Origin of the sequence: Agromyces sp. 3263 (assembly GCF_031456545.1) — a bacterium.
Classification (GTDB): domain Bacteria; phylum Actinomycetota; class Actinomycetes; order Actinomycetales; family Microbacteriaceae; genus Agromyces.
In genome coordinates, this window is the sequence record NZ_JAVDUV010000002.1 from 461,699 (window position 1) to 488,126 (window position 26,428).

Below are 26,428 nucleotides of genomic sequence, written 5' to 3' on the forward strand. Positions count from 1 at the left end.
GGCAGCAGGGGACGTCGTCGGCCCTTCGAAGGGATGTCGCGGCGCATGGTGCGGCGTCGCGTCGGAGAACTGGGAGATGGGGCGCTACGCGGAGGTAGAACGGCTCGAGCTTGTGGCTGCCGTCTCGCCCGTGCTGTTCTCGCCCTCGACGCCATCGTCGAGAGAGTCGGAGTCGGACTCGGTTTCGTCCGAGTCTACCTCAGGGTCGGGGCGCTTCCATTCACGGCCCGGAACGTAGGGCGAGAGCTCGTCGCCGGTGTGCCGGCGCCGCTGCACGATGAGGATCACGATGCCGAGGATGACCGCGGCCCACGACGCCCAGACGTTCACCCGCACCCCGAGGAACATCTCGCTCGGGTCGACGCGGATGGCCTCGAAGAACGAGCGGCCGAGACCGTACCAGATGAGGTAGATCGCGAACGCCTTGCCCCAGCGGAGGTTGAGGCGACGTTCGAGGAGGATGATCAGCGCCGCGCCCGCGAGGTTCCAGATGATCTCGTAGAGGAACGTCGGGTGGAACAGCGTGCCGTCGGGAAGCCCGGCCGGGAACGCGACGTTCGACGACTCGATCTCGAGACCCCACGGCAGGTCGGTGGGCATGCCGAACAGCTCGTGGTTGAACCAGTTGCCGAGGCGTCCGGCGGCCTGCGCCACGAGGAGGCCGGGGGCGAGGGCGTCGGCGAAGGACCAGAACCGGATGCCGGTCATGCGGCATCCGATCCACACGCCGATCGCGCCGCCGATGAGCGATCCGTAGATCGCGTTGCCGCCCTCCCAGATGTTCCAGATGGCGCCCGGCTGGAGCGGGTTCCAGACGTTGGCGCCCTCGTAGAAGTAGTCGTTCGGGTGGGTCAGCACGTGGTAGATGCGCGCACCGATGATGCCGAGCGGAACCGCCCACAGCGCGATGTCGAGGACCACGCCGGGTTCGGCGCCCCGCTTGGTGAGGCGGCGCGAGGTGATGACCACCGCGAGGATGATGCCGACCAGGATGCACAGCGCGTACATGTGGATGTTGAGCTGCAACCCGAACAGGTTGATCTCCCAGATCTGCCATTCGTAGTCGGGGCTCGGGATGCTGAGCGGTGCGATCACTCGGGCTGCTGCCTTTCCTCATGCGACTGGTGGCCCGTCAGGCCCCAGTCAGCGTACTTCACTCCGAGCGCGTGCCGCGCGCGAGCGCCGCGGCCAGTTCGCCGGCCCCGGCGACGCCGCCCTCGGCGAGGGCCTTCACGAGCGCCGAGCCGACGATCGCGCCGTCGGCGTACTCGAGCACCTCGGCCACCTGGGCGGCCGTGGAGATGCCGAGGCCCACGCAGCTCGCCGGCGCGCCGGCATCCGCGAGCCGGGAGACGAGCGTGCGCGCCGCCTGGTCGACGTCGGTGCGGGCACCCGTGATGCCCATGGTCGAGACCGCGTAGACGAAGCCGCGGCTGGCCTCGACCGCCTGGCGGATGCGCGTGTCGGTGGAGGTGGGCGCCGCGAGGAACACCCGGTCGAGCCCGGTGCGATCGGAGGCGGCGATCCAGTCGGCCGCCTCGTCGGGGATGAGGTCGGGAGTGATGAGGCCCGCTCCCCCGGCCGCGGCGAGGTCGTCCGCGAAGCGATCGACCCCGTACTGCACGACGGGGTTCCAGTAGGTCATGATCAGCACCGGGGCATCCGTGCGCTCGGTGATGCGGCGCACCGCCTCGAAGCCGTCCGCGAGCCGGAACCCGTTGCCGAGGGCCTGCTGCGTCGCGGCCTGGATGACCGGGCCGTCCATGACCGGGTCGGAGTAGGGCAGGCCGAGCTCGAGCACGTCGACGCCGTTCTCCACGAGCGCCACGGCCGCCTCGACGCTCTCGTCGAGAGTCGGGAAGCCGACCGGGAGGTAGCCGATGAGCGCGCCGCCGGCCTCCTCGTTGCGCCGGCGGATGACGGGACCGGCGGTTCTCACTTGGGGTGCTCCTCGTCGTACAGCTCGAAGTACTTCGCTGCGGTGTCCATGTCCTTGTCGCCGCGGCCCGAGAGGTTCACCAGGATCGTGGCGTCGGAGCCGAGCTCGCGACCGAGCTCCAGGGTGCCCGCGAGGGCGTGCGCCGACTCGATCGCCGGGATGATGCCCTCGGTGCGGGTGAGCAGCCGCAGCGCCTCCATGGCGGCGGCATCCGTCACCGGTCGGTACTGCGCCCGGCCGATCGCCGAGAGCCAGGAGTGCTCGGGGCCGACGCCGGGGTAGTCGAGGCCGGCGGAGATCGAGTGCGACTCGATGGTCTGGCCGTCGTCGTCCTGCAGGAGGTAGCTGCGCGCACCGTGCAGCACGCCGGGCCGGCCCTTGGTGATCGTGGCCGCGTGGCGCTCGGTGTCGACGCCCTCGCCGCCCGCCTCGAAGCCGTAGAGGCCGACCTCGACGTCGTCGAGGAACGCGTGGAAGATGCCGATGGCGTTCGAGCCGCCGCCCACGCACGCGGTGACCGCGGTGGGCAGCGCACCGGTGAGGTCGATGACCTGCTGCCGCGCCTCCTCGCCGATGATCTTCTGGAAGTCGCGGACCATCTCGGGGAACGGGTGCGGCCCCGCGACCGTGCCGAAGATGTAGTTGGTGCTCGCCACGTTCGTGACCCAGTCGCGCATCGCCTCGTTGATGGCGTCCTTCAGCGTGCGGGAGCCCGCGGTGACGGCCACGACCTCTGCGCCGAGGAGGCGCATGCGTGCGACGTTCAGCGCCTGGCGCTCGGTGTCGACCTCGCCCATGTAGATCGTGCACTCGAGACCGAACAGCGCCGCTGCGGTGGCCGTGGCGACGCCGTGCTGCCCGGCCCCCGTCTCGGCGATGACCCGCGACTTGCCGATGCGCTTGGTGAGCAGCGCCTGGCCGAGCACGTTGTTGATCTTGTGCGAGCCCGTGTGGTTGAGGTCCTCGCGCTTCAGGATGACGCGGGCGCCCCCGGCGTGGGCCGCGAAGCGCGGCACCTCGGTGATGATCGACGGCCGCCCGGTGTAGCTGCGGCCGAGCTCGGCGAGCTCGGCGCCGAAGGCGGGATCGAGCTTGGCGAGGTCGTACGCCTCGCCGAGCTCGTCGAGGGCGGCGATCAGGGATTCGGGCACGAATCGCCCCCCGAAGTCGCCGAAGTACGGACCGGTCTGCGCTCTGAGCGCCATGTCACACCGCCAGGAAGGCTCGGAGGTTGGCAATGGGGTCGCCCGTGACGAGCGCCTCGCCGACGAGCACCACGTCGGCACCCGCCGCGCGGTAGTGCGCGACATCCGCCGCCGACAGCACCGCCGACTCGGCGACGCGCACGGCGTCGGCGGGGAAGCGGTCTGCGAGGCGGCCGAAGAGGTCGCGATCGAGCTCGAACGACGTGAGGTCGCGGGCGTTCACGCCGATGAGGCGCGCACCGAGCGCCGCCGCCCGGTCGAGCTCGTCGGCCGAGTGCGTCTCGACCAGCGGCGTCATGCCGAGCTCGACGATGAGGTCGAAGAGCTCGCGCAGCGTCGCGTCGTCGAGGGCTGCCACGATGAGCAGCACCAGGTCGGCGCCCGCCGCGCGGGCCTCGAGCACCTGGTACGGCGTGGCGATGAAGTCCTTGCGGAGCACGGGCAGCGCGACGGCGGCGCGGACGTCCTCGAGGTCGGCGAGCGAGCCGCCGAACCTGCGGCCCTCGGTGAGGACGCTGATCGCGCTCGCACCGCCGAGCTCGTAGCTGCGGGCCAGGGCCGCCGGGTCGGCGATGGTCGCCAGCGCACCGCGCGAGGGGCTCGACCGCTTGATCTCGGCGATGACCTTGACCCGCTCGGCGGGCTTCAGCGCCTCGAGGGCGTCGAGTGCGGCAGGGCGGGCGAGCGCCGCGCGCTCCACCTCGGCGAAGCCGCGCGTCTCACGGCGTGCAAGCGAATCTGCGACCGCGTTCGCGGTCAGTTCGGACAGCACGCGTCAGTGCGCCTTCTCGACGACCTTCGCACCGCCGACGCCGTAGCCGGCACGGGCCAGGACCCAGCCCACGATGGCACCGACGACGAGGAGGGCAGCCGATGCCCAGACGAGCCAGGGTAGGTCGAGGAAGAACGCGACCGTGCCGATGGTGACGGCGATGAGCATGATGATGACGGAGGTCCATGCCGCGGGCGAGTGTCCGTGGCCGGGATCTGCGTGCTCGGTGCTCATGTTGCTCCTTCGTTGCTGGGGTTTCGGGGGCCAGTCTAGCGGTTCGGTCCGGCGGGCTCGGTGGGGTCGCCGGTGGGGTCGTCGCCGCGGCTGAGGTCGTCCCAGTCGTCGATGGCCCGGTCGGATGCCGCTCGCCCGCCGGCACCCGTCTCGACCGGCTCGTCGGCGTCCTCGAGGCGGGCCGACCGGTATCGGCGCGACGACGAGGGCCAGCGCGTCCCGGTGACGAGGACGGCGACGCCGGCGAGCACGAGCAGCACTCCCCCGGCGACGGCGATGGCCGGCCAGGCGGTGGCCGTCACGCCGGCCACGAGCTCAGCGGTCGGGCCGGAACCCGACACGCCCGTGGCATCCGTCACCGCCGGCGCCACCGCGGCCACGGGGCCGCCGAGCGACATGCCGGCGGCGAGCAGCACGCAGCCCCCGAGCACGACCTCGAGCAGGCCCAGGATGATGCGGATGCCGGGACCGGCGATCGCGAGGGCCGCGACGAGTGCGAGTCCGGCCAGGCCGAGTGCGGCGAGGGCCGGCGACGCGACGCTGCCGGGAACGGCGATCGCGTCGTCGGAGCCCTGCGCCGCGGCATCCGCGAGTCGCAGTTCGAACCAGGTCTGGCTCCACGAGAGCAGGGCGAGGCCGGCGCCGACGATCGTGGCCACGATGATGGGCAGCTTCATGCGCGAGGCGCTCACTCGACCCTCCGCATGGCGTTCGCCACCGCGACCGCGCGCAGCGGCGCCGCGGCCTTGTTCTGCGACTCCTGGAACTCCGACTCGGGCACGGAGTCGGCGACGAGCCCCCCACCCGCCTGCACCCGGGCGATCCCACCCGAGATGGTGGCGGTGCGGATGGCGATCGCGAGGTCGGCGTCGCCGCCGAAGCCGAAGTACCCCACGACACCGCCGTAGAGCCCGCGCTGGGCGGGTTCGAGCTCGTCGATGATCTCGAGCGCGCGCGGCTTCGGCGCACCCGAGAGCGTGCCGGCCGGGAAGGTCGCGCGGAACACGTCGACCGCGTTCGCCCCCGGCGCGAGGTCACCCTCGACGGACGACACCAGGTGCATGATGTGGCTGAACCGCTCCACGCGCATGAACTCGGTCACCTCGACCGATCCGGCCGTGCAGACCTTGGCGAGGTCGTTGCGTGCCAGGTCGACGAGCATGAGGTGCTCGGCCTGCTCCTTCGGATCGGCGACGAGCTCGGCCTCGAGGTCCGCGTCCTGCTCGGGCGACGCACCCCGAGGCTTCGAGCCCGCGATCGGGTGCGTGAAGACACGGCCGTCCTCGACCTTCACGAGCGCCTCGGGCGAGGAGCCGACGATCCAGTAGGGCTCGCCCGCGGGGTCGTCGAGGTGCAGCACGTACATGTACGGACTCGGGTTGAGGCTCCGGAGCACCCGGTAGACGTCGATCGGGTCGGCGGTCGCGACCTGCTCGAAGCGCTGCGACACCACGACCTGGAAGATGTCTCCCTCGCGGATGTACTCCTTCGACCGCTCCACGGCGGCGAGGAAGTCGGCCTTCTCCGTGCGGTGCGTGGGCGTCGCGGCGGTCGACAGGTCGATCTCGGCGAGCCAGGCCTCCGACGGGCGGGCGAGCCGCCGCTGCATCCGGTCGAGGCGCTCCTGCGCGTCCACCCAGAGCGCCTCGGGCGACTCGTCGCCGTCGTTCAGGGTGGACGCGACGAGCTGCACGGTGCCGGTGCGGTGGTCGATGACGACGAGCTCGGAGACGAAGGAGAACGCCTGGCCCGGCATCCGGAAGTCGGCGGGCGGCCGGTTCGGCAGGTGCTCGATCTGACGGATCGCCTCCCACCCGATGAAGCCGACGAGCCCGCCGGTCAGTGGCGGCGCTCCGGGCACGTCCTCGGTGCGCCAGCGCTCGAAGAGCGCCTCCAGCGCGGCGAGGGGCGCGAGACCGGCGGCCCCGCCCAACGCACGTTCGGCCGACAGCCCGTAATCCTGCCATTCGACGCGCCCGTCGCGTTCGGTCAGCACGCCGTACGACGAGGCGCCGACGAAGGAGTACCGCGACCAGATGCCGCCCTGTTCGGCGGACTCGAGCAGGAAGGTGCCGGGGCGGCCCTCGGCCAGCTTGCGGTAGATGCCGACGGGAGTCTCGCCGTCGGCGAAGAGCTCACGGGACACGGGCACGACCCTGCGGCCCGGCAGCAGGGCGGTGAACTCGTCGAAGCTCGTCGTGGCGGGCACTCGGCCTCCTCGTGTCGGTGGACGTCGTGTCAGTCGGCGGGTGCCTGTGCGGGTGCGGCGGCAGCGGTCGGCACGGGCGCCGCGCCCACCACGACCTCGAGCGGGTCGCCGTCGAAGCACGTACGGGTGCCGGTGTGGCACGCCGCGCCGACCTGCTCCACCGTGACCAACAGCGTGTCGGCGTCGCAGTCGAGCGCTGCGGCGCGCACGTACTGCACGTGGCCCGACGTATCGCCCTTGCGCCAGTACTCCTGCCGGGACCGGGACCAGAACGTCACCCGGCCCTCGGTGAGCGTGCGGCGCATCGCCTCGCGGTCCATCCAGCCGAGCATCAGCACCTCACCGGTGCCCTCCTGCTGGATGATGGCGGGCAACAGGCCGTCGGCGTTGAACAGCGCGCGGTCGACGGCGGATGCCCCCGGCGCCCACGACTCCTCGTCGCGTTCCAGCTCCTCGTCGCCGGCTTCGCTCATCGCACGATCCTTCCGTCCGCGGCGAGGGCGGCCTTCACCTCGCCGATCGTCACCTCGCCATTGTGGAACACGGATGCCGCGAGCACCGCGTCAGCCCCCGCTGCGATCGCCGGCGCGAAGTCCCCGACGGCGCCGGCGCCGCCCGACGCGATCACGGGGACGCCCGCGAGCTCGTGCATCAGCGCGGTGAGCTCGAGGTCGAAGCCCGCCTTGGTGCCGTCGGCGTCGATGGAGTTGACCAGCAGCTCGCCCGCGCCCAGGTCGATGGCCCGGCGCGCCCAGTCGAGCGCGTCCAGGTCGGTCTCGGTGCGGCCGCCGTGCGTGGTCACCACGAAGCCCGAGGCCGTGCGCCGCGAGCGCTTCACGTCGAGCGAGAGCACGCACACCTGGGCGCCGAACCGGTCGGCGATCTCGGCGATGAGCTCGGGGCGGGCGATCGCCGCGCTGTTGACGCCGATCTTGTCGGCGCCGTGGCCGAGGAGCCGCGCCACGTCCTCGGCCGAGCGGACGCCGCCGCCCACGGTCAGCGGGATGAACACCTGCTCGGCGACCCGCTGCACCATGTCGTACGTGGTGGAGCGGTCGTCCACGGTGGCCGTGACGTCGAGGAAGGTGAGCTCGTCGGCGCCCTGCTCGGAATAGCGGGCGGCCAGCTCGACGGGGTCGCCCGCGTCGCGCAGGTTCTGGAAGTTGACGCCTTTCACGACGCGGCCGGCGGCCACGTCGAGGCATGGGATCACACGGACGGCGAGGGACATCCGCGCCTCACAACCGGGCCGCGTGGATGGCGCTGACGAGGATCGCCCGTGCCCCGAGCGAGTACAGCTCGTCCATGACGTGGTTCATGTCCACCCGTGGGATCATCACGCGTACGGCGACCCACTCGGGGTCGTGCAGCGGCGACACCGTGGGCGACTCGAAGCCCGGGGCGGCCGCGGTGGCGCGCTCGAGGTGCGCGACCGGCACGTCGTAGTCGAGCAGCACGTACTGTCGGGCGACGAGCACGCCCTGCAGGCGCCGCAGCAGGGTGTCGGCACCGGGCCGCTCGACGCCCGAGCCGATCAGCACCGCTTCGGACTCGAGGATGACCGGGCCGAAGATCTCGAGGCCGGCCTGGCGGAGTGTCGAGCCCGTCGACACGACGTCGGCCACGGCGTCGGCCACCCCGAGCCGCACCGCCGACTCCACGGCGCCGTCGAGCTTCACGAGCTTCGACGTGACGCCGTGCCCGGCGAGGAAGTCGCCGACGAGGCCCGGGTAACTGGTGGCCACGCGAACGCCGTCGAGGTCGGCGAGGTCGGCGAAGCCCCCCGCCGGTCCGGCGAAGCGGAACGTCGAGTCGCCGAAGCCGAGCGGGGCGATCTCGGTCGCCTCCGAGCCGGAGTCGAGCAGCAGGTCGCGCCCGGTGATGCCGACGTCGAGCGCGCCCGAGCCCACGTAGGTCGCGATGTCGCGCGGACGGAGGTAGAAGAACTCGACCCCGTTGCGCGGGTCGGCGGTGTGGAGGTCGCGCGGGTCGCGGCGACCGGTGTAGCCGGCCTCCCACAGCATCTGCGCGGCGGTCTCGGCGAGCGAGCCCTTGTTGGGCACGGCGATTCGGAGCATTTCCTGCCTCATGGTTCAGGCGACACGGTCGTGTCGACGGAGCTGATCGGTCATGGGGTCATGCGCGATCAGAGATGTCGGTACACGTCGGCCGGCGCGAGCCCCTTCGCGAGCATGAGCACCTGCAGGTGGTAGAGCAGCTGCGAGATCTCCTCAGCGGTCTCGTCGTCGCTCTGGTACTCGGCGGCCATCCAGACCTCGGCCGCCTCCTCGACGATCTTCTTGCCGATGGCGTGCACGCCGGCGTCGAGCTGTCGAACCGTGCCGGAACCCTCGGGGCGGGTGCGGGCCTTATCGCTGAGCTCGACGAACAGGTCGTCGAAGGTCTTCACCCGTCTAGGCTACCGGTGCGCGTGCGTGTGCGCCGACGCGGCGTCGCGCAGCGACGCGATGCGGTCGGCGGGCACTTCGCCGCCGAACACGGCCGACCCTGCGACGAACGTGTCGGCTCCGGCCTCGGCCGCGATGCCGATCGTGTCGGCCGTGATGCCGCCGTCGACCTGCAGCCACACGTCGAGGCCCGAGTCGCGCACGGCCTCGGCGACGCGCCGCAGCTTCGGCATCGTCTCGGGCATGAACGACTGGCCGCCGAACCCGGGCTCGACCGTCATGACCAGCACCTGGTCGAACTCGGGCAGCAGGTCGAGGTAGGGCGTGGCATCCGTGCCGGGCTTCAGGGCGATGCCCGCGCGGGCACCGATCTCGCGCAGTCGGCGCGCCAGCGCCACGGGTTCGCGCGCCGCCTCCGCATGGAACGTGACCGAGGAGGCACCGGCCTCGGCATACGCCGGCGCCCACCGGTCGGGGTCGTCGATCATGAGGTGCACGTCGAGCGGGATCGGCGAGACCTCCTGCAGGCGCTGCACCATCTGCAGCCCGAAGGTGAGGTTCGGCACGAAGTGGTTGTCCATGATGTCGACGTGCACGAGGTCGGCGGTGGCGATGCGTCCGAGCTCGCGCTCGAGGTTCGCCCAGTCGGCAGCGAGGATGCTCGGGTTGATCCGCGTCGTCATGCCGACAGCCTAGCGATCGGCGTCGGCGGCCTCCGCGACGTCGTCGGCATCGGCGTCGGCACGCTGCACGAGCGCGATGAACATGGCGTCGGTGCCGTGCCGGTGCGGCCACAGCTGCACGGTCTCGGGGTCGCCGGCGAGGTCGAGCGGATGCCGCGACAGCGCCTGCACGACGGCGTGGGTGTCGAGTTGCTCGACGCGCCCACGCCAGCGCTCGAGCGCCGCCGTCAGGGTTCCGTGCGTCTCGCCGGTGTGCGGCGAGCAGGTCACGTACGCCAGGATGCCGCCCGGTGCGAGCGCTCGCACCGCCGCGTCGAACAGCTCGCCCTGGAGTTTCGTCAGCTCGGCGACATCCGCCGGCGCCTTGCGCCATCTCGCCTCGGGCCGACGCCGCAGGGCGCCGAGGCCGGTGCACGGGGCGTCGAGGAGGATGCGGTCGAATCCGCCCGGCGCGCCGAGTGCGCCGGCGTCGATCCCGCGGCCGTCGCCGACGTGCACCTCGACCGGCGCGGGCACCCCGGCGAGGGCCTTGCGCACGAGTTCGGCGCGTGCGGGGACCATCTCGTTCGCCACCACGAGGGCCCCTGCCCCGAGCGCCTCGGCGGCGAGCACGGCCGTCTTCCCGCCCGGGCCTGCGCAGAGGTCGAGCCAGCGCTCGCCCGGAACGACGGGTCGCGCCCGCGTCAGGGCGAGCGCGGCGAGCTGCGAGCCCTCGTCCTGCACGCGGATGCGACCGGCCGACGACTCGGAGACGGCGATGGGGTCGTCGGCGACCGCGCCGATCGGCGAGAACGCGTCGGGCTCGAACCCTGCGACCGACGCGGTGTCGGCGCCGAGGCCGGGCAGCACCGCGAGGTTCACGCGGGGCGAGGCGTTGTCGGCGGCGAGCAGGTCGGGCAACTCGTCGGCACGCTCCTCCCGCTGGAGCGCCGTGCGCAGGGCGCGCACGATCCACTTCGGGTGGCTCTCGAGTCGCGCGAGCAGCTCGTCCTCGCCCTTCGCCCCCTCGGCGACGAGGTCGCGCCACGTCTCGGCCGACGAGCGCGACACCGTGCGGAGCACCGCGTTGGCGAAGCCGGCCGCCTTGGGTGCGACTCGCCGGGCGAGGGCGACCTGCTCGTAGACCGCCGCGTGCGTCGGCACCCGGGTCGCCAGGAGCTGGTGCACGCCGAGCCGGAGGACGTCGAGCACGGCGGGATCGACCGCGGTCGTCGGTCGTCCGGCGGCCAGGGCGATCACCTCGTCGTAGTAGCCCTGCATGCGCAGGGTGCCGTAGGTGAGCTCGGTTGCGAACGCGGCATCCGCCCGATCGAGTCGGGCGCGTCGGATGCGGGCGGGCAACAGCAGGTTGGCGTAGGCCTCGTCCTCGCGGACGGCGGCGAGCACCTCGAACGCCACCAGTCGCGCGGGCGAGATGCGCTCGGCTGCGCCTCCGGCGTCACCGCGTCCGCCCCGCCCGCCGCGGTCGCCGCGGTCGCGTCCATCCCGCTGGGTGCGGCCGCCGTCGCCCCCGCTCATCGCGCCACCACGTCGGCGCGGCCGGATCCCCGCCACCAGTCGGCTGCCGCCATGGCCGTGCGTCCAGCCGGCTGCACCCGGCGCAGCTCGAGCGGGTGGGTCGCCGTGCCGACCAGCAGACGGCGGCCGACGAGCGCGAGTCGCCCGGGCGGGAGCGATTCGCCGTCCGCGGCATCCGCGAGGTCGATGACCTTCAACCGCTGGTCGTCGACCGTCGTCCACGCGCCGGGCTCGGGCGTCACGCCGCGGAAGCGGCTGTGCACCGTCGAGGCCGGCGCGGCCCAGTCCAGCCGCGCGTCGTCGATACCGAGCTTCGGTGCGAACGACGCCGCACCGGTCTGCGGCGTCGAGGCCGCCGAGCCCTCGGCGATCCCGTCGACGACCTCGGCCAGCAGGTCCGCGCCCTCGACCGCGAGGGTCTCGAGCAGGGAACCGGCCGTATCGTCGGGGCCGATCGCCTGCGACCGCATCGCGAACACGTCGCCGGCGTCGAGCTCCGGAACGAGCTGGAACACGGATGCGCCGGTCTCCGCGTCGCCGGCGATGAGCGCATGCTGCACGGGCGCGGCACCACGCCACGCCGGGAGCTGGGAGAAGTGCAGGTTGATCCAGCCGTGCACCGGCGACGACAGCAGTGGCTCGCGCACGAGGCCGCCGTAGGCCACGATCACGCCGAGGTCGGGCTCGAGCTCGCGGAGGCGCTCGGTGGCCGTCGCGTCAAGGCGCGCGGCCTCGATGACGGGGATCCCGAGTCGTTCGGCGGCGACGGCGACCGGTGATGGCGTCATCACGCGCTTGCGTCCCTGCGGAGCCGCAGGCCGGGTGACGACGGCCAGCACGTCGTGCTCGCCCCCGGCGAGCCGTTCGAGCGAGGGAACGGCGGCGGCGGGGGTCCCTGCGAAGACGAGGCGGAGCTTCTGCACACTCCATTGTGGCCGAACCGCCGTGCCGTGCACGCACCACGACGCACGCGGGCCAAGGCGGGACCGCCTGCCGGTGCCGCTCAGGGCACCTCGGGATCGTCGAACCGCACCCGGAGCACCGGCGGGCGGCGCGCGGGGCGGCCGGCGATCGGCCGGCGCCGCTCGGTGGCGACCCGGATCATCTCCGCCCGGAGCTCCCGCGCGACGCGTGCGCCGGCCGCGTAGTCGAAGCGTACGATCGCCCGCTCCAGCCCGTCGTCGTCGGCGGGCACCGGCCCGAGGACGTCCACCCCGTCGAGGTCGGCCACCGACTCCGCCGCCCTGGCCACCGACGCATGCGCCGCCGTCACGCTCGCCACCCTGACCGCGGGTGGGAACCGGAGCGCGCGACGCGCCTCGAGCTCCGTCGCCGCCCACTCGGGCTGCCGCCACATCGACAGCGCCGAGGCGAGCGCTCCACCGACCCCGACGAGGTGCACGGTGGCCCCGGGTGCGGCCAGCGCCGCGGCATTCGACCACCAGCGCAGGCAGTCCTCGGCGACGCGCAGGGACTCGCGCAGCAGCATCCGCTCACCGTCGAGGAGGAGCACGGCACGGTAGCCGCCCTCGGCGATCGGCTCGGCGCCACGGGTCGCCACGACGAGCGCCGGCTCGGCGGACACGCGCAGCACCGGTCGCTCGCCGTCGGAGAGGATCACCCTGGTGCGCGGGAAGGCCCGGCCGAGCTCGTCGGCGGTGCGGCTCGCCCCGACGGTGACCGCGCGCAGCTTCGTGCCGTCGCACACCGGGCACCGCCACGCGCTCGCGCTCGTGCCGCAGAGCACGCATCGGGGCTGGCCACCGCTGCGGGGCACCCCGAGCGCTCCCCCGCAGGCCGTGCATCGGGCGGGCTCGCGGCACCGATCGCACGCGAGCAGCGGGGCGTTGCCCGGCCTCGCGACCTGCACGAGCACCGGTCCCTCGCGCACGGCCTCCTGCGCCTGTCGCCAGGCGACCGACGGAATGCGCGCCGATCCCGGCTCGGGCGTGGCCTGCTGCTCGGTCGGGATGACGCGCGGCCGCACGTGCTTCAGGGGCGCGACGTCGTGCACCCAGCCGACGGCGACCAGTCGCTCGACCTCGACGCTGCGGGTGTGGGCCGCGAACAGCAGCGCCGCGCCGCTCTGCTCCTGCCGCACCAGCGCCGCGTCGCGCGGGTGCACCCCGGGCGCCAGCGGCTCGTTCATGAGGCTGTCGCCGTCGTCCCACAGCGCGATGAGTCCGAGGCGGGGTGCCGGCGCGTACACCGTCGACCGGTTGCCGACGATGATGCGGGCCTCGTCGCCGGTGGCGTCGAGGAACGACCGATAGCGGTTCCCGCCGGACTGGCGGGCGTCGGTGCGCAGAACCCGGCGAGGGTCGACGGATGCCGCGAGCACGAGTTCGAGCTGCTCCTGGTCGCGGTAGTCGGGCACGACGAGCAGGGCCGAACGGTCGGCGGCCAGCGTGTGTGCCGCGGCCTGCGCGAGCGTGACCGCCCACGCGCCGACCCACTCCCCGGTGGGGAGGCGGAGCGGGCGCGGATCGGCGCGGAGCGACATCCGCTCGCCGCGCTCGATGCCGGCCTCGACGCGACCCGCCTCGGCGCCATGCACGGGCGGCGGCGCCTCGGGCAGGTCCCCCGGCTCGCCGGGGGCGGACAGCCAGGATCGCTCCACCCGCACGTAGCGGCTCGGGATGGCGAGACGGAGCACGTCGCTCGCATTGCCTGCTGCGCGGTCGGCGACCGCACGGGCGAGCGCCCAGACCTCGGGCACCAGCAAGGGGACCTCGGACACGATGTCCTCGACCTCGCTCAGTGTGCCGCCGTACTCGCTCTCGTCCGCGAGCTCGACGAGCCAGCCGTTCGCGATGCGCCCGCCGGTGCGGAGGGGCACCCGCACGCGCACGCCCGGACGCGCCGAGGCGCGCAGCCGTTCGGGAACCGAGTAGTCGAAGAGCTGGTCGAGCTGCGGCAGCGGCGAATCGACGAGCACCCTGGCGACGGTGCCGCCCGGCATGTCAGAGCCCGGCGGCCGCGCGGAGGTCGTCGACGCGGTCGAGCCGCTCCCAGGTGAACTCGGGAAGCTCGCGGCCGAAGTGGCCGTAGCTCGCCGTCTTCGCGTAGATGGGCCGCAGCAGGTCGAGGTCGCGGATGATCGCGGCGGGTCGGAGATCGAACACCTCGCGGATCGCGCCGATGATCCGCTCGTCGGGCACGTGCGCCGTGCCGAACGACTCGACGTACAGGCCCACGGGCGCGGCCTTGCCGATCGCGTAGGCCACCTGCAGCTCGAGGCGGTCGGCGAGCCCGGCCGCCACGGCGTTCTTCGCGACCCAGCGCATGGCGTAGGCCGCCGAGCGGTCGACCTTCGAGGGGTCCTTGCCGCTGAAGGCGCCGCCGCCGTGACGGCTCGCGCCGCCGTACGTGTCGATGATGATCTTGCGGCCGGTGAGGCCGGCGTCGCCCTGGGGCCCGCCGATCTCGAAGCGGCCCGTGGGGTTGATCAGCACCGAGAGGTCGGGACGTGCCAGTTCGACCGTGTCGAGCACCGGGCGGATCACGAGCTCCTCGACCTCGGCCCGCAGCTGCTCGGTGGCGACGGCCGGCGAATGCTGCGTCGAGAGCACCACCGTCTCGATCGTGCGCGGCACCTGCCCGTCGTACCCGACGGTGACCTGCGTCTTGCCGTCGGGTCGGAGGTAGTCGAGTTCGCCCTGCTTGCGCACGGTGGCGAGCCGCTCGGCCAGGCGGTGCGCGAGCCAGATCGGCACCGGCATGAGCTCTGGCGTCTCGCGCGTGGCATAGCCGAACATGATGCCCTGGTCGCCCGCGCCCTGCATGTCGAGCGCGTCGACGCTGGCCCGCTCGCGCGCTTCGAACGCGTGGTCGACGCCCTGCGCGATGTCGGGCGACTGCCCGCCGATCGAGACGGAGACGCCGCAGGAGCGGCCGTCGAACCACACGTCGGACGAGTTGTAGCCGATCGACGTCACCCGCTCGCGCACGATCGCCGGGATCTCCACGTACCCCGAGGTCGTCACCTCGCCCGCGACGTGCACGAGGCCGGTCGTCACGAGCGTCTCGACCGCGACCCGGCTGTGCGGGTCGACCGTGAGGAGGGCGTCGAGGATCGTGTCGGAGATCTGGTCGCAGATCTTGTCGGGATGGCCCTCGGTGACGGATTCGGAGGTGAAGAGTCGAAGTGCGCTCATGTGGTCCCGTGTTCCTTCGTGGTGTCGGCGGCGAACGCCGCGGTCGTCGATTCCGAGACAACCACGTCGAGGATGACATGGGCCACTGATGACTTCGTTCCGTGTGCTCGTGTGACGACCTCGCCGTCAGGTCCGATCACGACGACGCGGTTCTCGTCGCTCGCGAACCCCTCGGTCCAGCCGACCCGGTTCACGACGAGCACGTCGGCGCCCTTCGCCTCGCGCTTCGCCCGGCCGAGGGCGAGGAGCCGGTCGTCGTCGGGCTCGGTCTCTGCCGCGAAGCCGACGAGCAGCGTGCCGTCGTGGGGCGCGTGTCCGAGGCCGGCGAGGATGTCGGGGTTGCGCACGAGCTCGAGCGTCATGCCGCCGTCCCCGGCGTCCTTCTTCAGCTTCGACTGGCTCACGTCGGCGGGCCGGTAGTCGGCGACGGCCGCGGCCATGATCACGACGTCGGCGGCGCGTGCGGCCTCCGTCACCGCCTGCTGCAGCTCGAGCGCGGTCGAGACCGGGCGGATGTCGCAGCCGGCCGGATGAGCGACCTCGAGGTTCGCTGCGATGAGCGTGACCTCGGCTCCGCGCGCGCGCGCCGCCTCGGCGATCGCGACGCCCTGCTTGCCGCTGGAACGGTTGCCGAGGAACCGCACGGGATCGAGCGGCTCGCGAGTGCCGCCGGCCGTGACCACGACGCGGCGGCCCGCGAGGTCGTATCGGCCGGATGCCGCGGCGCGCTCGAGTGCGGCGGCCACGATGACGTCGGGCTCTTCCATGCGGCCGGGTCCGCTGTCGGCACCGGTCAATTGGCCCACTGCCGGCCCCACGATCGTGACACCGCGCTCGCGCAAGGTGGCGATGTTGGCCTGCGTGGCCGGATGCCGCCACATCTCGGTGTGCATGGCGGGCGCGATGACGACGGGCGCCTCGCTGGCCAGCACGGTGTTGCCCAGGAGGTCGTCGGCGAGGCCTGTCGCGAGCTTCGCGATGGAGTTCGCGGTGGCCGGCGCGATCACGATGAGGTCGGCAGCCTGCCCGATCGCGACGTGGCGCACCTCGGCGACACCCTCGTAGAGGTCGGTGTGCACCGGGTTGCGCGAGATCGCCTCGAGCGTGGGACGACCCACGAACCGGAGCGCACCCTCGGTCGGCACGACGTGGACGTCGTGGCCGGCGAGCACGAGCGCGCGGACCACACCGACGGCCTTGTACGCCGCGATGCCGCCCGTGATGCCGACGACGATGTTGAGCGGCGACATCCGGGACGTGCTATTCGCCGATGGGGCGGAGCCGGAGCTTGTCCTCGTTGATCTCGTGGAGCGCGACCGACAGCGGCTTGTCGTCGATCGACGAGTCGACCAGCGGGCCGACGTTGTCGAAGAGGCTGCCCTCGTGGAGGTCGGCGTAGTAGTCGTTGATCTGGCGGGCCCGCTTGGACGCGAAGATCACGAGCTGGTACTTCGAGTCGACCTTGGAGAGCAGGTCGTCGATGGGCGGGTCGATGATGCCGGACAGCTTCTCAGCCATGGACAGACTCCTTAGAACGGAACGTGCGCACGTCGGTGCGCGGAAACCTTCGGCCCGGGCAGCTCAACGCCGACCCTTGCGGGGCCGCATCAAGTCTACGACCTTTTGCGCGGCCTCGCCGACCTCGTGGTTGACGACCTGGTGGTCGAACTCGTCGACGGCAGCCAACTCGACCTTCGCGGTCTCCAGCCGGCGCTGCTGCTCGGCCGGGCTCTCGGTGCCCCGACCCACCAGCCGGCGGACGAGTTCGTCCCAGGTCGGCGGCAGCAGGAAGACGAGGGTGGCCTCGGGCATCGCCCGGCGAACGGCGCGTGCGCCCTGGATGTCGATCTCCAGCAGCACGCTGTTGCCCGCGGCGATCGCCTGCTCCACCGGACGTCGCGGCGTGCCGTAGCGGGAGGCGTTGTGGACGGTGGCCCACTCGAGCAGTTCGCCCGCCTCGACCATGCGGTCGAACTCCGTATCGTCGACGAAGTAGTAGTGCTCGCCCTCGACCTCGCCCGGTCGGGGCGCCCTCGTGGTGGCCGACACCGAGAGCCGGACGTCGGGGTGGTGCCGCCGGATGTACGACGCCACCGTGCCCTTGCCGACCGCCGTGGGACCGGCGAGCACGACGAGCCGGTCCCCCGTGCCGCCGTGATCGGCGACCCAGTCGGCGACGAACTCGCGGAGGCGACGGCGCTGAAGCCGGCCGAGACCGCCGAGCCGCTTCGACGTCGCGATCCCGAGGTCCTGCATGATCCGGGCGCTCTTCGTGGCGCCGATGGCGGGGATCGACGTGAGGAACTCTGGCACGCGGAGGCGGCCCTCGACGCCCTCGGGCTCCTCATAGGCGGCGCGCAGCACGTCGAGCGGGCTGCGGACGCCGTCGGCGACCTGGCCTTTCACGGCCGCCCGCGCGCGGCGGGCGGCGACGGCGGCGCGGGACGCGGCGACGCGATCGACCTCGGGCGGGCTCGACGCGGTCGCGGGCTTCCCGCCCTCGGCGATCGAGTCCGCCGTGTCGGTGGTGGTCGTGGTCGTGTCAGGCAACCGCGGCTCCGTACTCGTCGGCACGACGCGCGATGGCGTCGGCCAGTCCATCGGGCCCCGCCATCAGGAGGGACCGCGACTCGTTCGCCACGACGCCGCCCGCGAAGCCGCCGAATCGGGAGCGGAGCTCGCGCGGCTCGGCGCCCTGGTGGCCGAATCCGGGCGCGAGCACCGGCAGGCCCGGGCGCGGCGGCTCGGCCTCGATGTCGATGCCCGCGGCGGGGAGGTCGGTCGTCGCCCCGAACACCACGCCGATGGAGCCGAGCGCGTGGCTCGAGGCATCCGCTCGGCCCTGGTTCCAACTGATCACACCGTCGGTGATGGCCTGCGCCACCGACGACCCGGCCCGGCTCGACTGCTGGAGGACGGCGCGCTGGATGGCGGCGGCCTCGGGATTCGAGGTGGCGGCGAGCACGAACAGGCCCTTGCCCGCCGCCTCGGCCGAGACCATGACCTGCTCGATCGAGCCCAGGCCCTGGAACGCGCTGATCGTCATGGCATCGGCTTCGAGGCTCGAACCCGGGCGCAGCCACGCCTCGCCGTACGCCTCCACCGTGGAGCCGATGTCGCCACGCTTCGCGTCGGCGATCACGAGGAGGCCGGCGTCACGGGCCTCGGCCAGGAGGCGCTCGAGCACCGCGTAGCCCGCGGCGCCATGTCGCTCGAAGAACGCCACCTGCGGCTTCACGATGCCGATGAGGCCGGATGCCGCCTCGATCGCGCGGAGCCCGAACTCGCGGACCCCCTCCGCGGAGTCGGGCTGCCCCCACGCGTCGAGCACCGACCCGTGCGGGTCGAGCCCGAGGCAGAGGTGCCCGTAGGCCGCGAAGACCGCCTCGAGCCGCTCGCCGAACGGGATCACGCCGGAGCCGTTCATGCCAGCGCCGCCGCTCGCCGCCGGCCGTACTCCTGCAGGCTCGTCACCTCGAACCCCCCGCGGACGGCGTCGAGCGAGGCGACCGCGGCCGAGAGCTCGGCGATGGTCGTGAACAGCGCGATGTCGGCCGCGACCGCCGCCGCGCGGATCTCATACCCGTCGGCGCGGGCCGAGCGGCCGCTCGGGGTGTTGATGACCACGTCGACCTCTCCGCGGTGGATCAGTTCGACGATCGAGGCGTCGTCGGCCGACGCCTTCTCGCTGTACTTCAGCACCTCCCGGGCGCCGATGCCGTTGCGGCGCAGCACCTCTGCGGTGCCCTCCGTCGCCGTGATGTCGTAGCCGAGCTGCTGCAGGCGCAGCACCGGGAGGATGATCGCGCGCTTGTCGCGGTCGGACACCGACACGAACACCGTGCCGCTCAGCGGCATGCCGCCGTATGCCGCCAGCTGGCTCTTCGCGAACGCCGTCGGGAAGTCCTTGTCGATGCCCATGACCTCGCCCGTGGAGCGCATCTCGGGCCCGAGCACGGAGTCGACCATGATGCCCTCACGGGTGCGGAAGCGGTGGAACGGCAGCACGGCCTCCTTCACGGCGACCGGCGCGTCGAGGGGCACCCGCGAGCCGTCGGACTCGGGGAGCATGCCCTCGGCGATCAGCTCGGCGACCGTCGCGCCCACCATGATGCGCGACGCGGCCTTGGCGAGCGGGATGCCGAGCGCCTTCGACACGAACGGGACGGTGCGACTGGCCCTCGGGTTGGCCTCGAGCACGTAGAGCACGCCGGCGCCGATGGCGAACTGCACGTTGAGCAACCCGCGCACGCCGATGCCCTCGGCGATGGCGCGGGTCGCCTCACGCACCCGGTCGACCTCGGCGCGGCCGAGCGTCACGGGCGGAAGGGTGCAGCTCGAGTCGCCCGAGTGGATGCCGGCCTCCTCGATGTGCTCCATCACGCCGCCGATGTACAGGTCGGTGCCGTCGTAGAGCGCGTCGACGTCGATCTCGATCGCGTCGTCGAGGAACCGGTCGACGAGCAGCGGATGACTCGGGCCGACGATGCCCTGGCCCTCGATGCGCGAGAAGTAGTCGGCGAGCGACGGCGAGTCGTAGACGATCTCCATGCCGCGGCCGCCGAGCACGTAGCTCGGGCGCACGAGCACGGGATAGCCGATGCCCTCGGCCACGTGCACGGCGCCGGCGACGTCGATCGCGGTGCCGTTGCGCGGGGCGAGCAGCCCCGCCGCGTCGAGGATGCCCGAGAACAACCCGCGCTCCTCGGCGAGGTCGATCGCGTCGGGCGTGGTGCCCAGGATGGGCACGCCCGCCGCCTCGAGGCCCTTCGCGAGCCCGAGGGCGGTCTGCCCGCCGAGCTGCACGACGACGCCGACGAGCTCGCCGGTCTGCGACTCCGCGTGGATGACCTCGAGCACGTCCTCGAGCGTGAGCGGCTCGAAGTAGAGCCGGTCGCTCGTGTCGTAGTCGGTCGACACCGTCTCGGGGTTGCAGTTGATCATGATGGTCTCGAAGCCCGCGTCGGAGAGTGCGAACGACGCGTGGACGCAGGAGTAGTCGAACTCGACGCCTTGGCCGATGCGGTTCGGCCCCGACCCGAGGATGACGACCTTGCGGCGGTCGCTCGGCTCCACCTCCGTCTCGAGGTCGTAGCTCGAGTAGTGGTACGGGGTCAGCGCCGGGAACTCGCCGGCGCACGTGTCGACCGTCTTGTACACCGGACGGATGCCGAGGATGTGCCGCACCTCGCGCGCGTCGGCCTCGCCGAACCCGCGGAGCTGCCCGATCTGCGCGTCGGAGAAGCCGTGGTCCTTGGCGAGCAGCAGCGTGTCGTGATCGAGCGCCTCGGCGGTCGCGACGGTCTCGGCCACCTCGTTGATGAGGAGGATCTGGTCGAGGAACCACGGGTCGATCTTCGTGGCCTCGAAGAGGTCGTCGACGGTGGCGCCCTTGCGGAGCGCCTGCTGCACGAGCACGATCCGGCCGTCGGTGGGCACGCGAGAGGCCTCGACGAGCTCCTCGACGCTGCGCGGCTCGTCGCCCCAGTGGAACGACGACCCGCGCTTCTCGAGCGAGCGCAGCGCCTTCTGCAGGGCGGTCGCGTAGTTGCGGCCGATCGCCATGGCCTCGCCGACCGACTTCATGGTCGTGGTGAGCGTCGGGTCGGCGGCCGGGAACTTCTCGAACGCGAAGCGGGGCACCTTGACGACGACGTAGTCGAGGGTCGGCTCGAAGCTCGCGGGCGTGACCCGGGTGATGTCGTTCGGGATCTCGTCGAGGCGGTAGCCGATGGCGAGCTTCGCGGCGATCTTCGCGATCGGGAAGCCCGTGGCCTTCGAGGCGAGCGCCGACGAGCGGGAGACGCGCGGGTTCATCTCGATGACGATGATGCGGCCGTCGGCGGGGTCGATCGCGAACTGGATGTTGCAGCCGCCGGTGTCGACGCCGACGGCTCGGATGATGTCGATGCCGATGTCGCGGAGCTTCTGGTACTCGCGGTCGGTGAGCGTGAGGGCCGGCGCGACGGTGATCGAGTCGCCGGTGTGCACGCCGACCGGGTCGACGTTCTCGATGGAGCAGACGACGACCGTGTTGTCGGCGGTGTCGCGCATGAGCTCGAGCTCGTACTCCTTCCAGCCGAGGATCGACTCCTCGAGGAGCACCTCCGTGGTCGGCGAGTCGTGGAGGCCCTGCGTGACGATGCGCACCAGGTCCTCCTCGGTGTACGCGAAGCCCGAGCCGAGGCCGCCCATCGTGAACGACGGGCGCACGACCAGGGGGTAGCCGAGGTCGAGCGCGAACTCCTTCGCCTGGTCGAGGGTCTTCGCCACGTGCGAGCGGGCGACGCCCGCGCCCGCCTCGATGACGAGGTCCTTGAAGAGCTGGCGGTCCTCGCCCTTACGGATCGCGTCGACCTTCGCGCCGATGAGCTCGACGCCGTGCTTCTCCAGGATGCCCGCGTCGTGCAGGGCGATCGCGGCGTTCAGCGCCGTCTGGCCGCCCAGCGTCGGCAGCACCGCGTCGGGGCGCTCCTTGACGATGATCGACTCGATGATCTCGGGCGTGATGGGCTCGATGTAGGTGGCGTCCGCGAAGTCGGGGTCGGTCATGATCGTGGCCGGGTTCGGGTTCACGAGGATGACGCGCACGCCCTCGGCGCGGAGCACGCGGCACGCCTGGGTGCCGGAGTAGTCGAACTCCGCGGCCTGGCCGATCACGATCGGCCCGGAGCCGATGACGAGGACGCTGTTGATGTCGTCGCGCTTGGGCATCAGGCGTTGGTCTCCTTGCTCGCGATGACCATGTCGCGGAACCGGTCGAAGAGGTAGTTCGCGTCGTGCGGGCCGGCCGCCGACTCGGGGTGGTACTGCACCGAGAACGCCGGGATGTCGAGGCAGTTGAGGCCCTCGACGACGTTGTCGTTGAGGTCGTAGTGGCTCACCTCGACGCGGCCGAAGCCCTCGGCCGAGTCGCTCACCCGGTCGATCGGGGCGTCGACGGCGAAGCCGTGGTTGTGCGACGTGATCTCGACGCGGCCGGTGGCCTTGTCGAGCACGGGCTGGTTGATGCCGCGGTGGCCGAAGGGCAGCTTGTAGGTGCCGAAGCCGAGGGCCCGGCCGAGCAGCTGGTTGCCGAAGCAGATGCCGAAGTAGGGCAGCCCTTCGCGCAGCGTCGTGCGCAGGAGGTCGACATGGCGGTCGGATGCCCCGGGGTCCCCCGGTCCGTTCGAGAAGAACAGCGCGTCGGGTGCCATCGCGAGCACCTCCTCGGCGGTGATCGACTGCGGGACCACGTGTACGTCGAAGCCGCGCTCGGCGAGGTACTTGAGCGTCGAGGTCTTCACGCCGAGGTCGAGGACCGCGACCGAGCCGACGCGCTCTCCCTCGGCGGGCAGGGAGTAGGCCTCGGTGGTCGAGACCGTGCCCGAGAGGTTCAGGCCCGTCATCTCCTCGCCGGCCAGCACGAGCTCGAGCTGCTCCCCGTGGGTGAGCAGCGCGGCGTCGCCCGAGAAGATGCCTGCGCGCATCGCGCCGGCGGAGCGGATATGGCGGGTGACCGCGCGGGTGTCGATGCCGCTGATGCCGACGATGCCGGCCGCCTCGAGGTCGTCGTCGAGGCTGCGCTGCGCGCGGAAGTTCGAGACGACGCGGGAGGGGTCGCGCACGACGAATCCGGCGACCCAGATCCGCGACGACTCCATGTCCTCGTCGTTCGCGCCCGTGTTGCCGATGTGCGGCGCGGTCATCATGACGATCTGGCCCGCGTACGACGGGTCGGTCAGCGTCTCCTGGTAGCCGGTCATGCCGGTCGCGAAGACCGCTTCGCCGAGGGTGCGCCCACGGGCGCCGTATGCGCGACCCTCGTAGCGGCGTCCGTCCTCGAGCACGAGCACGGCGGGGTCCGACGTGCGGGTTGGGGTCTCAGTCATCCGAGGCCTCGCTCTCCTTCTCCGGCCGCGATGCGGCACGCGCCGCGGCGATGTCGTTGACGGCGGCGATGATGCGCGCCGAGTCGCCCGAGTAGCGGGCCCTGAGATAGCTGTCGACGTGGGGAGCCCGAGCATCGGGATCGGCCACGTGCGCGATCCACGTGATCGCGACGAGTCCCTCGGGCTCCACCCCGCGATCGATGGCGAAGCTCGCCTCCCCCGCCGACACGATGCGCTCGGCGGGCAGGAAGCTCGCAGACTCGCCGGCGACCCGCAGCACGACGCCCTCGGCCGCGATCTCGATGCGCGCGGCGCCCCGGAACGCGAGCCCGTGCACGGCGAGCCGCTCGAGCGGCTCGCCCGTCGGAGTCGTGGCGACGTAGAGCACCTCGGTCTCGAGCAGGAACGAGCCGAGCGCGGCGGGCAGCGGGTAGGACGTGAGGGACTCGTCGCGTCGGGTGCGACGCCGCCACGACCGCAGCATGAGCCACGCGGCGACCGCCACGATGGCCACGGAGATGAGCACGCCGATCCACTTATCCACGGGCCACCTCCGCTGCGGCGTCCGCGCGCCGTGCGACCTCGTCGGCCGGGCGCACCGCGCCGTCGGCGTACGTGGCGTAGCCCGCGTGGAAGGTGGCGACGACGCGGCCGGGCAGCCGACGGCCGAGGTACGGCGAGTTCACGCTGCGTCCGGCGAGACGCTCGAGCGAGAAGTCGGATGCCGCGGCCGGGTCGTAGAGCGTGACCTCGGCCGGTGATCCGGCTACCAGTGCCTGGCCATGCCCGGTGAGCCGGCCGATGCGGGCCGGCGTCGCGGACATGACCCGCGCGACATCCGACCAGCTCAGCAGGCCGTTCTCGACGACGGCGGCGTGCACGACGGCGAGGGCGGACTCGAGCCCGACCATGCCGTTCGCCGCGGCATCCCACTCGCTCTCCTTGGCCTCGACCGGGTGCGGCGCGTGATCGGTCGCGACGATGTCGATCGTGCCGTCGGCGAGGGCGGCACGGAGGGCCTCGACGTCCTCGGCACGGCGGAGCGGCGGGTTCACCTTGAACCGCGGGTCGTAGCTGGCGACGAGGTCCTCGGTGAGCAGCAGGTGGTGCGGGGTGACCTCGGCGGTCACGGCGATGCCGCGGGCCTTCGCCCAGCGGATCACCTCGACGGACCCGGCCGTGGACACGTGGCAGACGTGCAGGCGACTGCCGACGTGCTCGGCGAGCAGCACGTCGCGCGCGATGATCGACTCCTCGGCGACCGCGGGCCAGCCGGCGAGCCCGAGTTCGCCGGAGAGGGCGCCCTCGTTCATCTGGGCGCCCTGCGTGAGCCTCGGCTCCTGGGCGTGCTGCGCGATCAGCCCGTCGAAGGCCTTCACGTACTCGAGGGCGCGCCGCATCAGCAGCGGGTCGGCGACGCAGAACCCGTCGTCGCTGAAGACCCGCACGTTCGCACGAGACCGGGCCATCGCCCCGAGCTCGGCCAGCTGCTCGCCCTTGAGGCCCACCGTGACCGCGCCGATGGGCTGCACCGTCGCGTAGCCGGCGGCGCGGCCGAGGCTCGCCTCCTGCTCGACGACGCCGGCCGTGTCGGCGACCGGGAACGTGTTGGCCATGGCGAAGACTGCGGTGAAACCGCCCGCCGCTGCGGCCTGGGTGCCGGTGAGCACCGTCTCGCTCTGCTCGTAGCCGGGCTCACGCAGGTGGGTGTGCAGGTCGACGAGGCCGGGGAGGGCGATGAGGCCGTCGGCTTCGACGACCGTCGCGCCCGCGGCATCCGCGATGCGACCGACCTCGGCGATGGCGCCGCCGTCGAGGAGGAGATCGGCCCGCTCCCCCGACGGCAGCGTCGCACCGGTGATGAGGATGCGCTCGGTCATCGGGCTTCACCCCGTTCGCCGGACAGCAGCAGGTAGAGGGCGGCCATTCTCACTGATACTCCGTTCGCGACCTGCTCACGCACCGTCGACTGCGGCGAGTCGGCGGCGCGGGCGGCGATCTCCAGCCCGCGGTTCATCGGGCCGGGGTGCATGACCATCGTAGTCGGGGGCAACCGGTCGAACCGGGCATCGTCGAGGCCCCAGGTCCGGGCGTATTCGCGGCTGTTCGGGAAGAACGCCGCGTGCATGCGCTCCGCCTGGATGCGCAGCATCATCACGACGTCGGGGTCGCCCTGCAGGGCCGCGTCCAGGTCGTAGCCCACCCGGGCGGGCCAGGCCGACGTGTCCACGGGAACCAGCGTCGGCGGTCCGACCAGCTCGACCTCTGCGCCGAGGGTGGTCAGGAGCCACACGTTCGACCGGGCCACGCGGGAGTGCAGGATGTCGCCGACGATCACCACGTGCACGCCGTCGAGCCCGCGCCCACGTGAGGCGGCGCCGTGCAGGCGCCGACGGATGGTGAACGCGTCGAGGAGCGCCTGGGTCGGATGCTCGTGGGTGCCGTCGCCGGCGTTCACGACGCCCGCGTCGATCCAGCCGCTGGTCGCGAGGGTCTGCGGGGCGCCCGACGCGTGGTGGCGGATGACGACCCCGTCGGCGCCCATGGCCTGCAACGTCTGGGCGGTGTCCTTCAGGCTCTCGCCCTTCGAGACGCTCGAGCCCTTGGCGCTGAAGTTGATCACGTCGGCCGAGAGGCGCTTCGCCGCGGCCTCGAACGAGATTCGAGTGCGCGTCGAGTCCTCGAAGAAGAGGTTCACGACCGTCTTGCCTCGCAGGGTGGGGAGCTTCTTCATCTCCCGCTCCTGCACGGCCGCCATGTCCTCCGCGACGTCGAGCAGCGCGATCGCCTCGTCGCGGGCGAGGTCCTTGGTCGACAGGAGGTGGCGCATCAGTCGTCGCCCCCGTCGATCGTGACCGCGTCGTCGCCGTCGATCTCGGCGAGGCGCACGTTGATCCGTTCGCGCGCCGAACTCGGCAGGTTCTTGCCGACGAAGTCCGCGCGGATGGGGAACTCGCGGTGGCCGCGATCGACGAGCACCGCGAGGCGCACGGCGCGCGCGCGGCCGAGGTCGGCCAGCGCGTCGAAGGCGGCGCGGATGGTGCGGCCCGAGTAGAGCACGTCGTCGACGAGCACGACGGTGGCGCCGTCGATGCCGCCCTCGGGCACGGAGGTGGGCTGGGGCGCCCGGACCGGATTGCGGCCGAGGTCGTCGCGGTACATGGTCACGTCGAGGGACCCGGTCGGCACCTCGGATGCCGCGATACGGCCGATGATCGTCGCGAGGCGCTCCGCGAGCACCGCGCCACGCGTGGGAATGCCGAGGAGCACGAGCCGTTCGGCCCCGCGATTGGACTCGAGGATCTCGTGGGCGATGCGAGTGATCGCCCGATCGATGTCAGCCTGCTGCAGCACGGTGCGCACAGCCATGCGGACTCCCTTCTCCGCCTCACTGGACGGGCTTCAAGGTTGCCTTCCGAACCAGCCTACCAG

At 72.2% G+C, this 26,428-nt stretch carries 25 protein-coding genes and 1 pseudogene; all 26 read right to left on the minus strand.

The window, feature by feature from the left end:
- Positions 1-84 precede the first annotated feature (84 nt).
- On the minus strand, positions 85-1,095 hold the full coding sequence (lgt, locus tag J2X63_RS15320) for a prolipoprotein diacylglyceryl transferase (RefSeq protein ID WP_396133165.1): 1,011 nt from the start codon (positions 1,093-1,095) through the stop codon (positions 85-87).
- A gap of 58 nt (positions 1,096-1,153) precedes the next feature.
- Positions 1,154-1,939, minus strand: a complete 786-nt coding sequence (trpA, locus tag J2X63_RS15325) for a tryptophan synthase subunit alpha (protein WP_309978786.1) — start codon at positions 1,937-1,939, stop codon at positions 1,154-1,156.
- Positions 1,936-3,144: a tryptophan synthase subunit beta gene (gene trpB / locus J2X63_RS15330; protein WP_309978788.1), complete on the minus strand. Its 1,209-nt coding sequence runs from the start codon at positions 3,142-3,144 to the stop codon at positions 1,936-1,938. The genes trpA and trpB overlap by 4 nt, the downstream gene beginning before the upstream one ends.
- A gap of 1 nt (position 3,145) precedes the next feature.
- Positions 3,146-3,916, minus strand: a complete 771-nt coding sequence (gene trpC / locus J2X63_RS15335; RefSeq protein ID WP_309978790.1) for an indole-3-glycerol phosphate synthase TrpC — start codon at positions 3,914-3,916, stop codon at positions 3,146-3,148.
- 3 nt (positions 3,917-3,919) lie between these two features.
- Positions 3,920-4,150 carry a DUF6704 family protein gene (locus J2X63_RS15340; RefSeq protein ID WP_309978792.1) on the minus strand — a complete coding sequence of 77 codons (231 nt, stop codon included), beginning with the start codon at positions 4,148-4,150 and terminating at the stop codon, positions 3,920-3,922.
- Positions 4,151-4,185: 35 nt separating this feature from the next.
- Positions 4,186-4,842, minus strand: a complete 657-nt coding sequence (locus tag J2X63_RS15345) for a Trp biosynthesis-associated membrane protein (protein ID WP_309978794.1) — start codon at positions 4,840-4,842, stop codon at positions 4,186-4,188.
- Positions 4,839-6,359 (minus strand): anthranilate synthase component I, encoded by a 1,521-nt coding sequence (locus J2X63_RS15350; RefSeq protein ID WP_309978796.1) that lies wholly within the window; start codon positions 6,357-6,359, stop codon positions 4,839-4,841. Before J2X63_RS15350 ends, J2X63_RS15345 begins: the two co-directional genes overlap by 4 nt.
- Before the next feature lie 29 nt (positions 6,360-6,388).
- A complete protein-coding gene (gene hisI, locus J2X63_RS15355) occupies positions 6,389-6,832 on the minus strand; it encodes a phosphoribosyl-AMP cyclohydrolase (protein ID WP_309978798.1) in 444 nt (147 codons plus the stop codon).
- A complete protein-coding gene (gene hisF, locus J2X63_RS15360; RefSeq protein WP_309978800.1) occupies positions 6,829-7,590 on the minus strand; it encodes an imidazole glycerol phosphate synthase subunit HisF in 762 nt (253 codons plus the stop codon). The genes hisI and hisF overlap by 4 nt, the downstream gene beginning before the upstream one ends.
- A 7-nt stretch (positions 7,591-7,597) precedes the next feature.
- The gene (gene hisG / locus J2X63_RS15365; protein WP_309978802.1) at positions 7,598-8,437 is read right to left on the minus strand and encodes an ATP phosphoribosyltransferase; all 840 of its coding nucleotides are present in this window, start codon (positions 8,435-8,437) and stop codon (positions 7,598-7,600) included.
- Positions 8,438-8,505: 68 nt separating this feature from the next.
- Entirely contained in the window at positions 8,506-8,769 is a 264-nt protein-coding gene (locus tag J2X63_RS15370) for a phosphoribosyl-ATP diphosphatase (protein WP_159605314.1), read from the minus strand.
- A 9-nt stretch (positions 8,770-8,778) separates the two neighbouring features.
- Positions 8,779-9,450, minus strand: a complete 672-nt coding sequence (gene rpe, locus J2X63_RS15375; RefSeq protein WP_309978805.1) for a ribulose-phosphate 3-epimerase — start codon at positions 9,448-9,450, stop codon at positions 8,779-8,781.
- Between the two features lie 9 nt (positions 9,451-9,459).
- Positions 9,460-10,968: a transcription antitermination factor NusB gene (locus J2X63_RS15380; RefSeq protein WP_309978807.1), complete on the minus strand. Its 1,509-nt coding sequence runs from the start codon at positions 10,966-10,968 to the stop codon at positions 9,460-9,462.
- Positions 10,965-11,891 carry a methionyl-tRNA formyltransferase gene (fmt, locus tag J2X63_RS15385; protein ID WP_309978809.1) on the minus strand — a complete coding sequence of 309 codons (927 nt, stop codon included), beginning with the start codon at positions 11,889-11,891 and terminating at the stop codon, positions 10,965-10,967. The genes J2X63_RS15380 and fmt overlap by 4 nt, the downstream gene beginning before the upstream one ends.
- Positions 11,892-11,971: 80 nt before the next feature.
- The gene (locus tag J2X63_RS15390) at positions 11,972-13,930 is read right to left on the minus strand and encodes a primosomal protein N' (RefSeq protein ID WP_309978811.1); all 1,959 of its coding nucleotides are present in this window, start codon (positions 13,928-13,930) and stop codon (positions 11,972-11,974) included.
- 1 nt (position 13,931) lies between these two features.
- The gene (gene metK, locus J2X63_RS15395; protein ID WP_309978814.1) at positions 13,932-15,125 is read right to left on the minus strand and encodes a methionine adenosyltransferase; all 1,194 of its coding nucleotides are present in this window, start codon (positions 15,123-15,125) and stop codon (positions 13,932-13,934) included.
- Complete coding sequence (gene coaBC / locus J2X63_RS15400; protein ID WP_309978816.1) at positions 15,122-16,375, minus strand: bifunctional phosphopantothenoylcysteine decarboxylase/phosphopantothenate--cysteine ligase CoaBC; 1,254 nt, start codon at positions 16,373-16,375, stop codon at positions 15,122-15,124. Before coaBC ends, metK begins: the two co-directional genes overlap by 4 nt.
- Positions 16,376-16,385: 10 nt before the next feature.
- Positions 16,386-16,643, minus strand: coding sequence for a DNA-directed RNA polymerase subunit omega (gene rpoZ / locus J2X63_RS15405; protein ID WP_067947279.1), 258 nt, complete (start codon positions 16,641-16,643; stop codon positions 16,386-16,388).
- 63 nt (positions 16,644-16,706) lie between these two features.
- Positions 16,707-17,633 (minus strand): guanylate kinase, encoded by a 927-nt coding sequence (gene gmk / locus J2X63_RS15410; RefSeq protein WP_309980159.1) that lies wholly within the window; start codon positions 17,631-17,633, stop codon positions 16,707-16,709.
- Positions 17,634-17,667: 34 nt separating this feature from the next.
- Positions 17,668-18,552: an orotidine-5'-phosphate decarboxylase gene (gene pyrF / locus J2X63_RS15415; protein WP_309978820.1), complete on the minus strand. Its 885-nt coding sequence runs from the start codon at positions 18,550-18,552 to the stop codon at positions 17,668-17,670.
- Positions 18,549-21,839: a carbamoyl-phosphate synthase large subunit gene (carB, locus tag J2X63_RS15420; protein ID WP_309978822.1), complete on the minus strand. Its 3,291-nt coding sequence runs from the start codon at positions 21,837-21,839 to the stop codon at positions 18,549-18,551. Before carB ends, pyrF begins: the two co-directional genes overlap by 4 nt.
- Positions 21,839-22,996, minus strand: a complete 1,158-nt coding sequence (carA, locus tag J2X63_RS15425; protein ID WP_309978824.1) for a glutamine-hydrolyzing carbamoyl-phosphate synthase small subunit — start codon at positions 22,994-22,996, stop codon at positions 21,839-21,841. Before carA ends, carB begins: the two co-directional genes overlap by 1 nt.
- A complete protein-coding gene (locus tag J2X63_RS15430; RefSeq protein ID WP_309978826.1) occupies positions 22,989-23,540 on the minus strand; it encodes a hypothetical protein in 552 nt (183 codons plus the stop codon). The genes carA and J2X63_RS15430 overlap by 8 nt, the downstream gene beginning before the upstream one ends.
- The gene (locus J2X63_RS15435; protein WP_309978828.1) at positions 23,533-24,876 is read right to left on the minus strand and encodes a dihydroorotase; all 1,344 of its coding nucleotides are present in this window, start codon (positions 24,874-24,876) and stop codon (positions 23,533-23,535) included. Before J2X63_RS15435 ends, J2X63_RS15430 begins: the two co-directional genes overlap by 8 nt.
- Positions 24,873-25,826: an aspartate carbamoyltransferase catalytic subunit gene (locus J2X63_RS15440; protein WP_309978830.1), complete on the minus strand. Its 954-nt coding sequence runs from the start codon at positions 25,824-25,826 to the stop codon at positions 24,873-24,875. Before J2X63_RS15440 ends, J2X63_RS15435 begins: the two co-directional genes overlap by 4 nt.
- A pseudogene (gene pyrR, locus J2X63_RS15445) lies at positions 25,826-26,368 on the minus strand (bifunctional pyr operon transcriptional regulator/uracil phosphoribosyltransferase PyrR); the annotation flags it as partial. The pseudogene pyrR and the gene J2X63_RS15440, both read right to left, overlap by 1 nt.
- Positions 26,369-26,428: the final 60 nt, after the last annotated feature.

Coding starts and splice junctions, on each gene's coding strand:
- coaBC (WP_309978816.1), bottom strand. CDS start 16,375: ATGTCGCCGCTCAACATCGTCGTCGGCATCACGGGCGGCATCGCGGCG.
- hisF (WP_309978800.1), bottom strand. CDS start 7,590: ATGTCCCTCGCCGTCCGTGTGATCCCATGCCTCGACGTGGCCGCCGGC.
- hisI (WP_309978798.1), bottom strand. CDS start 6,832: ATGAGCGAAGCCGGCGACGAGGAGCTGGAACGCGACGAGGAGTCGTGG.
- trpB (WP_309978788.1), bottom strand. CDS start 3,144: ATGGCGCTCAGAGCGCAGACCGGTCCGTACTTCGGCGACTTCGGGGGG.
- J2X63_RS15390 (WP_309978811.1), bottom strand. CDS start 13,930: ATGCCGGGCGGCACCGTCGCCAGGGTGCTCGTCGATTCGCCGCTGCCG.
- carA (WP_309978824.1), bottom strand. CDS start 22,996: ATGACTGAGACCCCAACCCGCACGTCGGACCCCGCCGTGCTCGTGCTC.
- J2X63_RS15440 (WP_309978830.1), bottom strand. CDS start 25,826: ATGCGCCACCTCCTGTCGACCAAGGACCTCGCCCGCGACGAGGCGATC.
- rpoZ (WP_067947279.1), bottom strand. CDS start 16,643: ATGGCTGAGAAGCTGTCCGGCATCATCGACCCGCCCATCGACGACCTG.
- J2X63_RS15435 (WP_309978828.1), bottom strand. CDS start 24,876: ATGACCGAGCGCATCCTCATCACCGGTGCGACGCTGCCGTCGGGGGAG.
- carB (WP_309978822.1), bottom strand. CDS start 21,839: ATGCCCAAGCGCGACGACATCAACAGCGTCCTCGTCATCGGCTCCGGG.
- rpe (WP_309978805.1), bottom strand. CDS start 9,450: ATGACGACGCGGATCAACCCGAGCATCCTCGCTGCCGACTGGGCGAAC.
- metK (WP_309978814.1), bottom strand. CDS start 15,125: ATGAGCGCACTTCGACTCTTCACCTCCGAATCCGTCACCGAGGGCCAT.
- J2X63_RS15380 (WP_309978807.1), bottom strand. CDS start 10,968: ATGAGCGGGGGCGACGGCGGCCGCACCCAGCGGGATGGACGCGACCGC.
- hisG (WP_309978802.1), bottom strand. CDS start 8,437: ATGCTCCGAATCGCCGTGCCCAACAAGGGCTCGCTCGCCGAGACCGCC.
- J2X63_RS15340 (WP_309978792.1), bottom strand. CDS start 4,150: ATGAGCACCGAGCACGCAGATCCCGGCCACGGACACTCGCCCGCGGCA.
- pyrF (WP_309978820.1), bottom strand. CDS start 18,552: ATGAACGGCTCCGGCGTGATCCCGTTCGGCGAGCGGCTCGAGGCGGTC.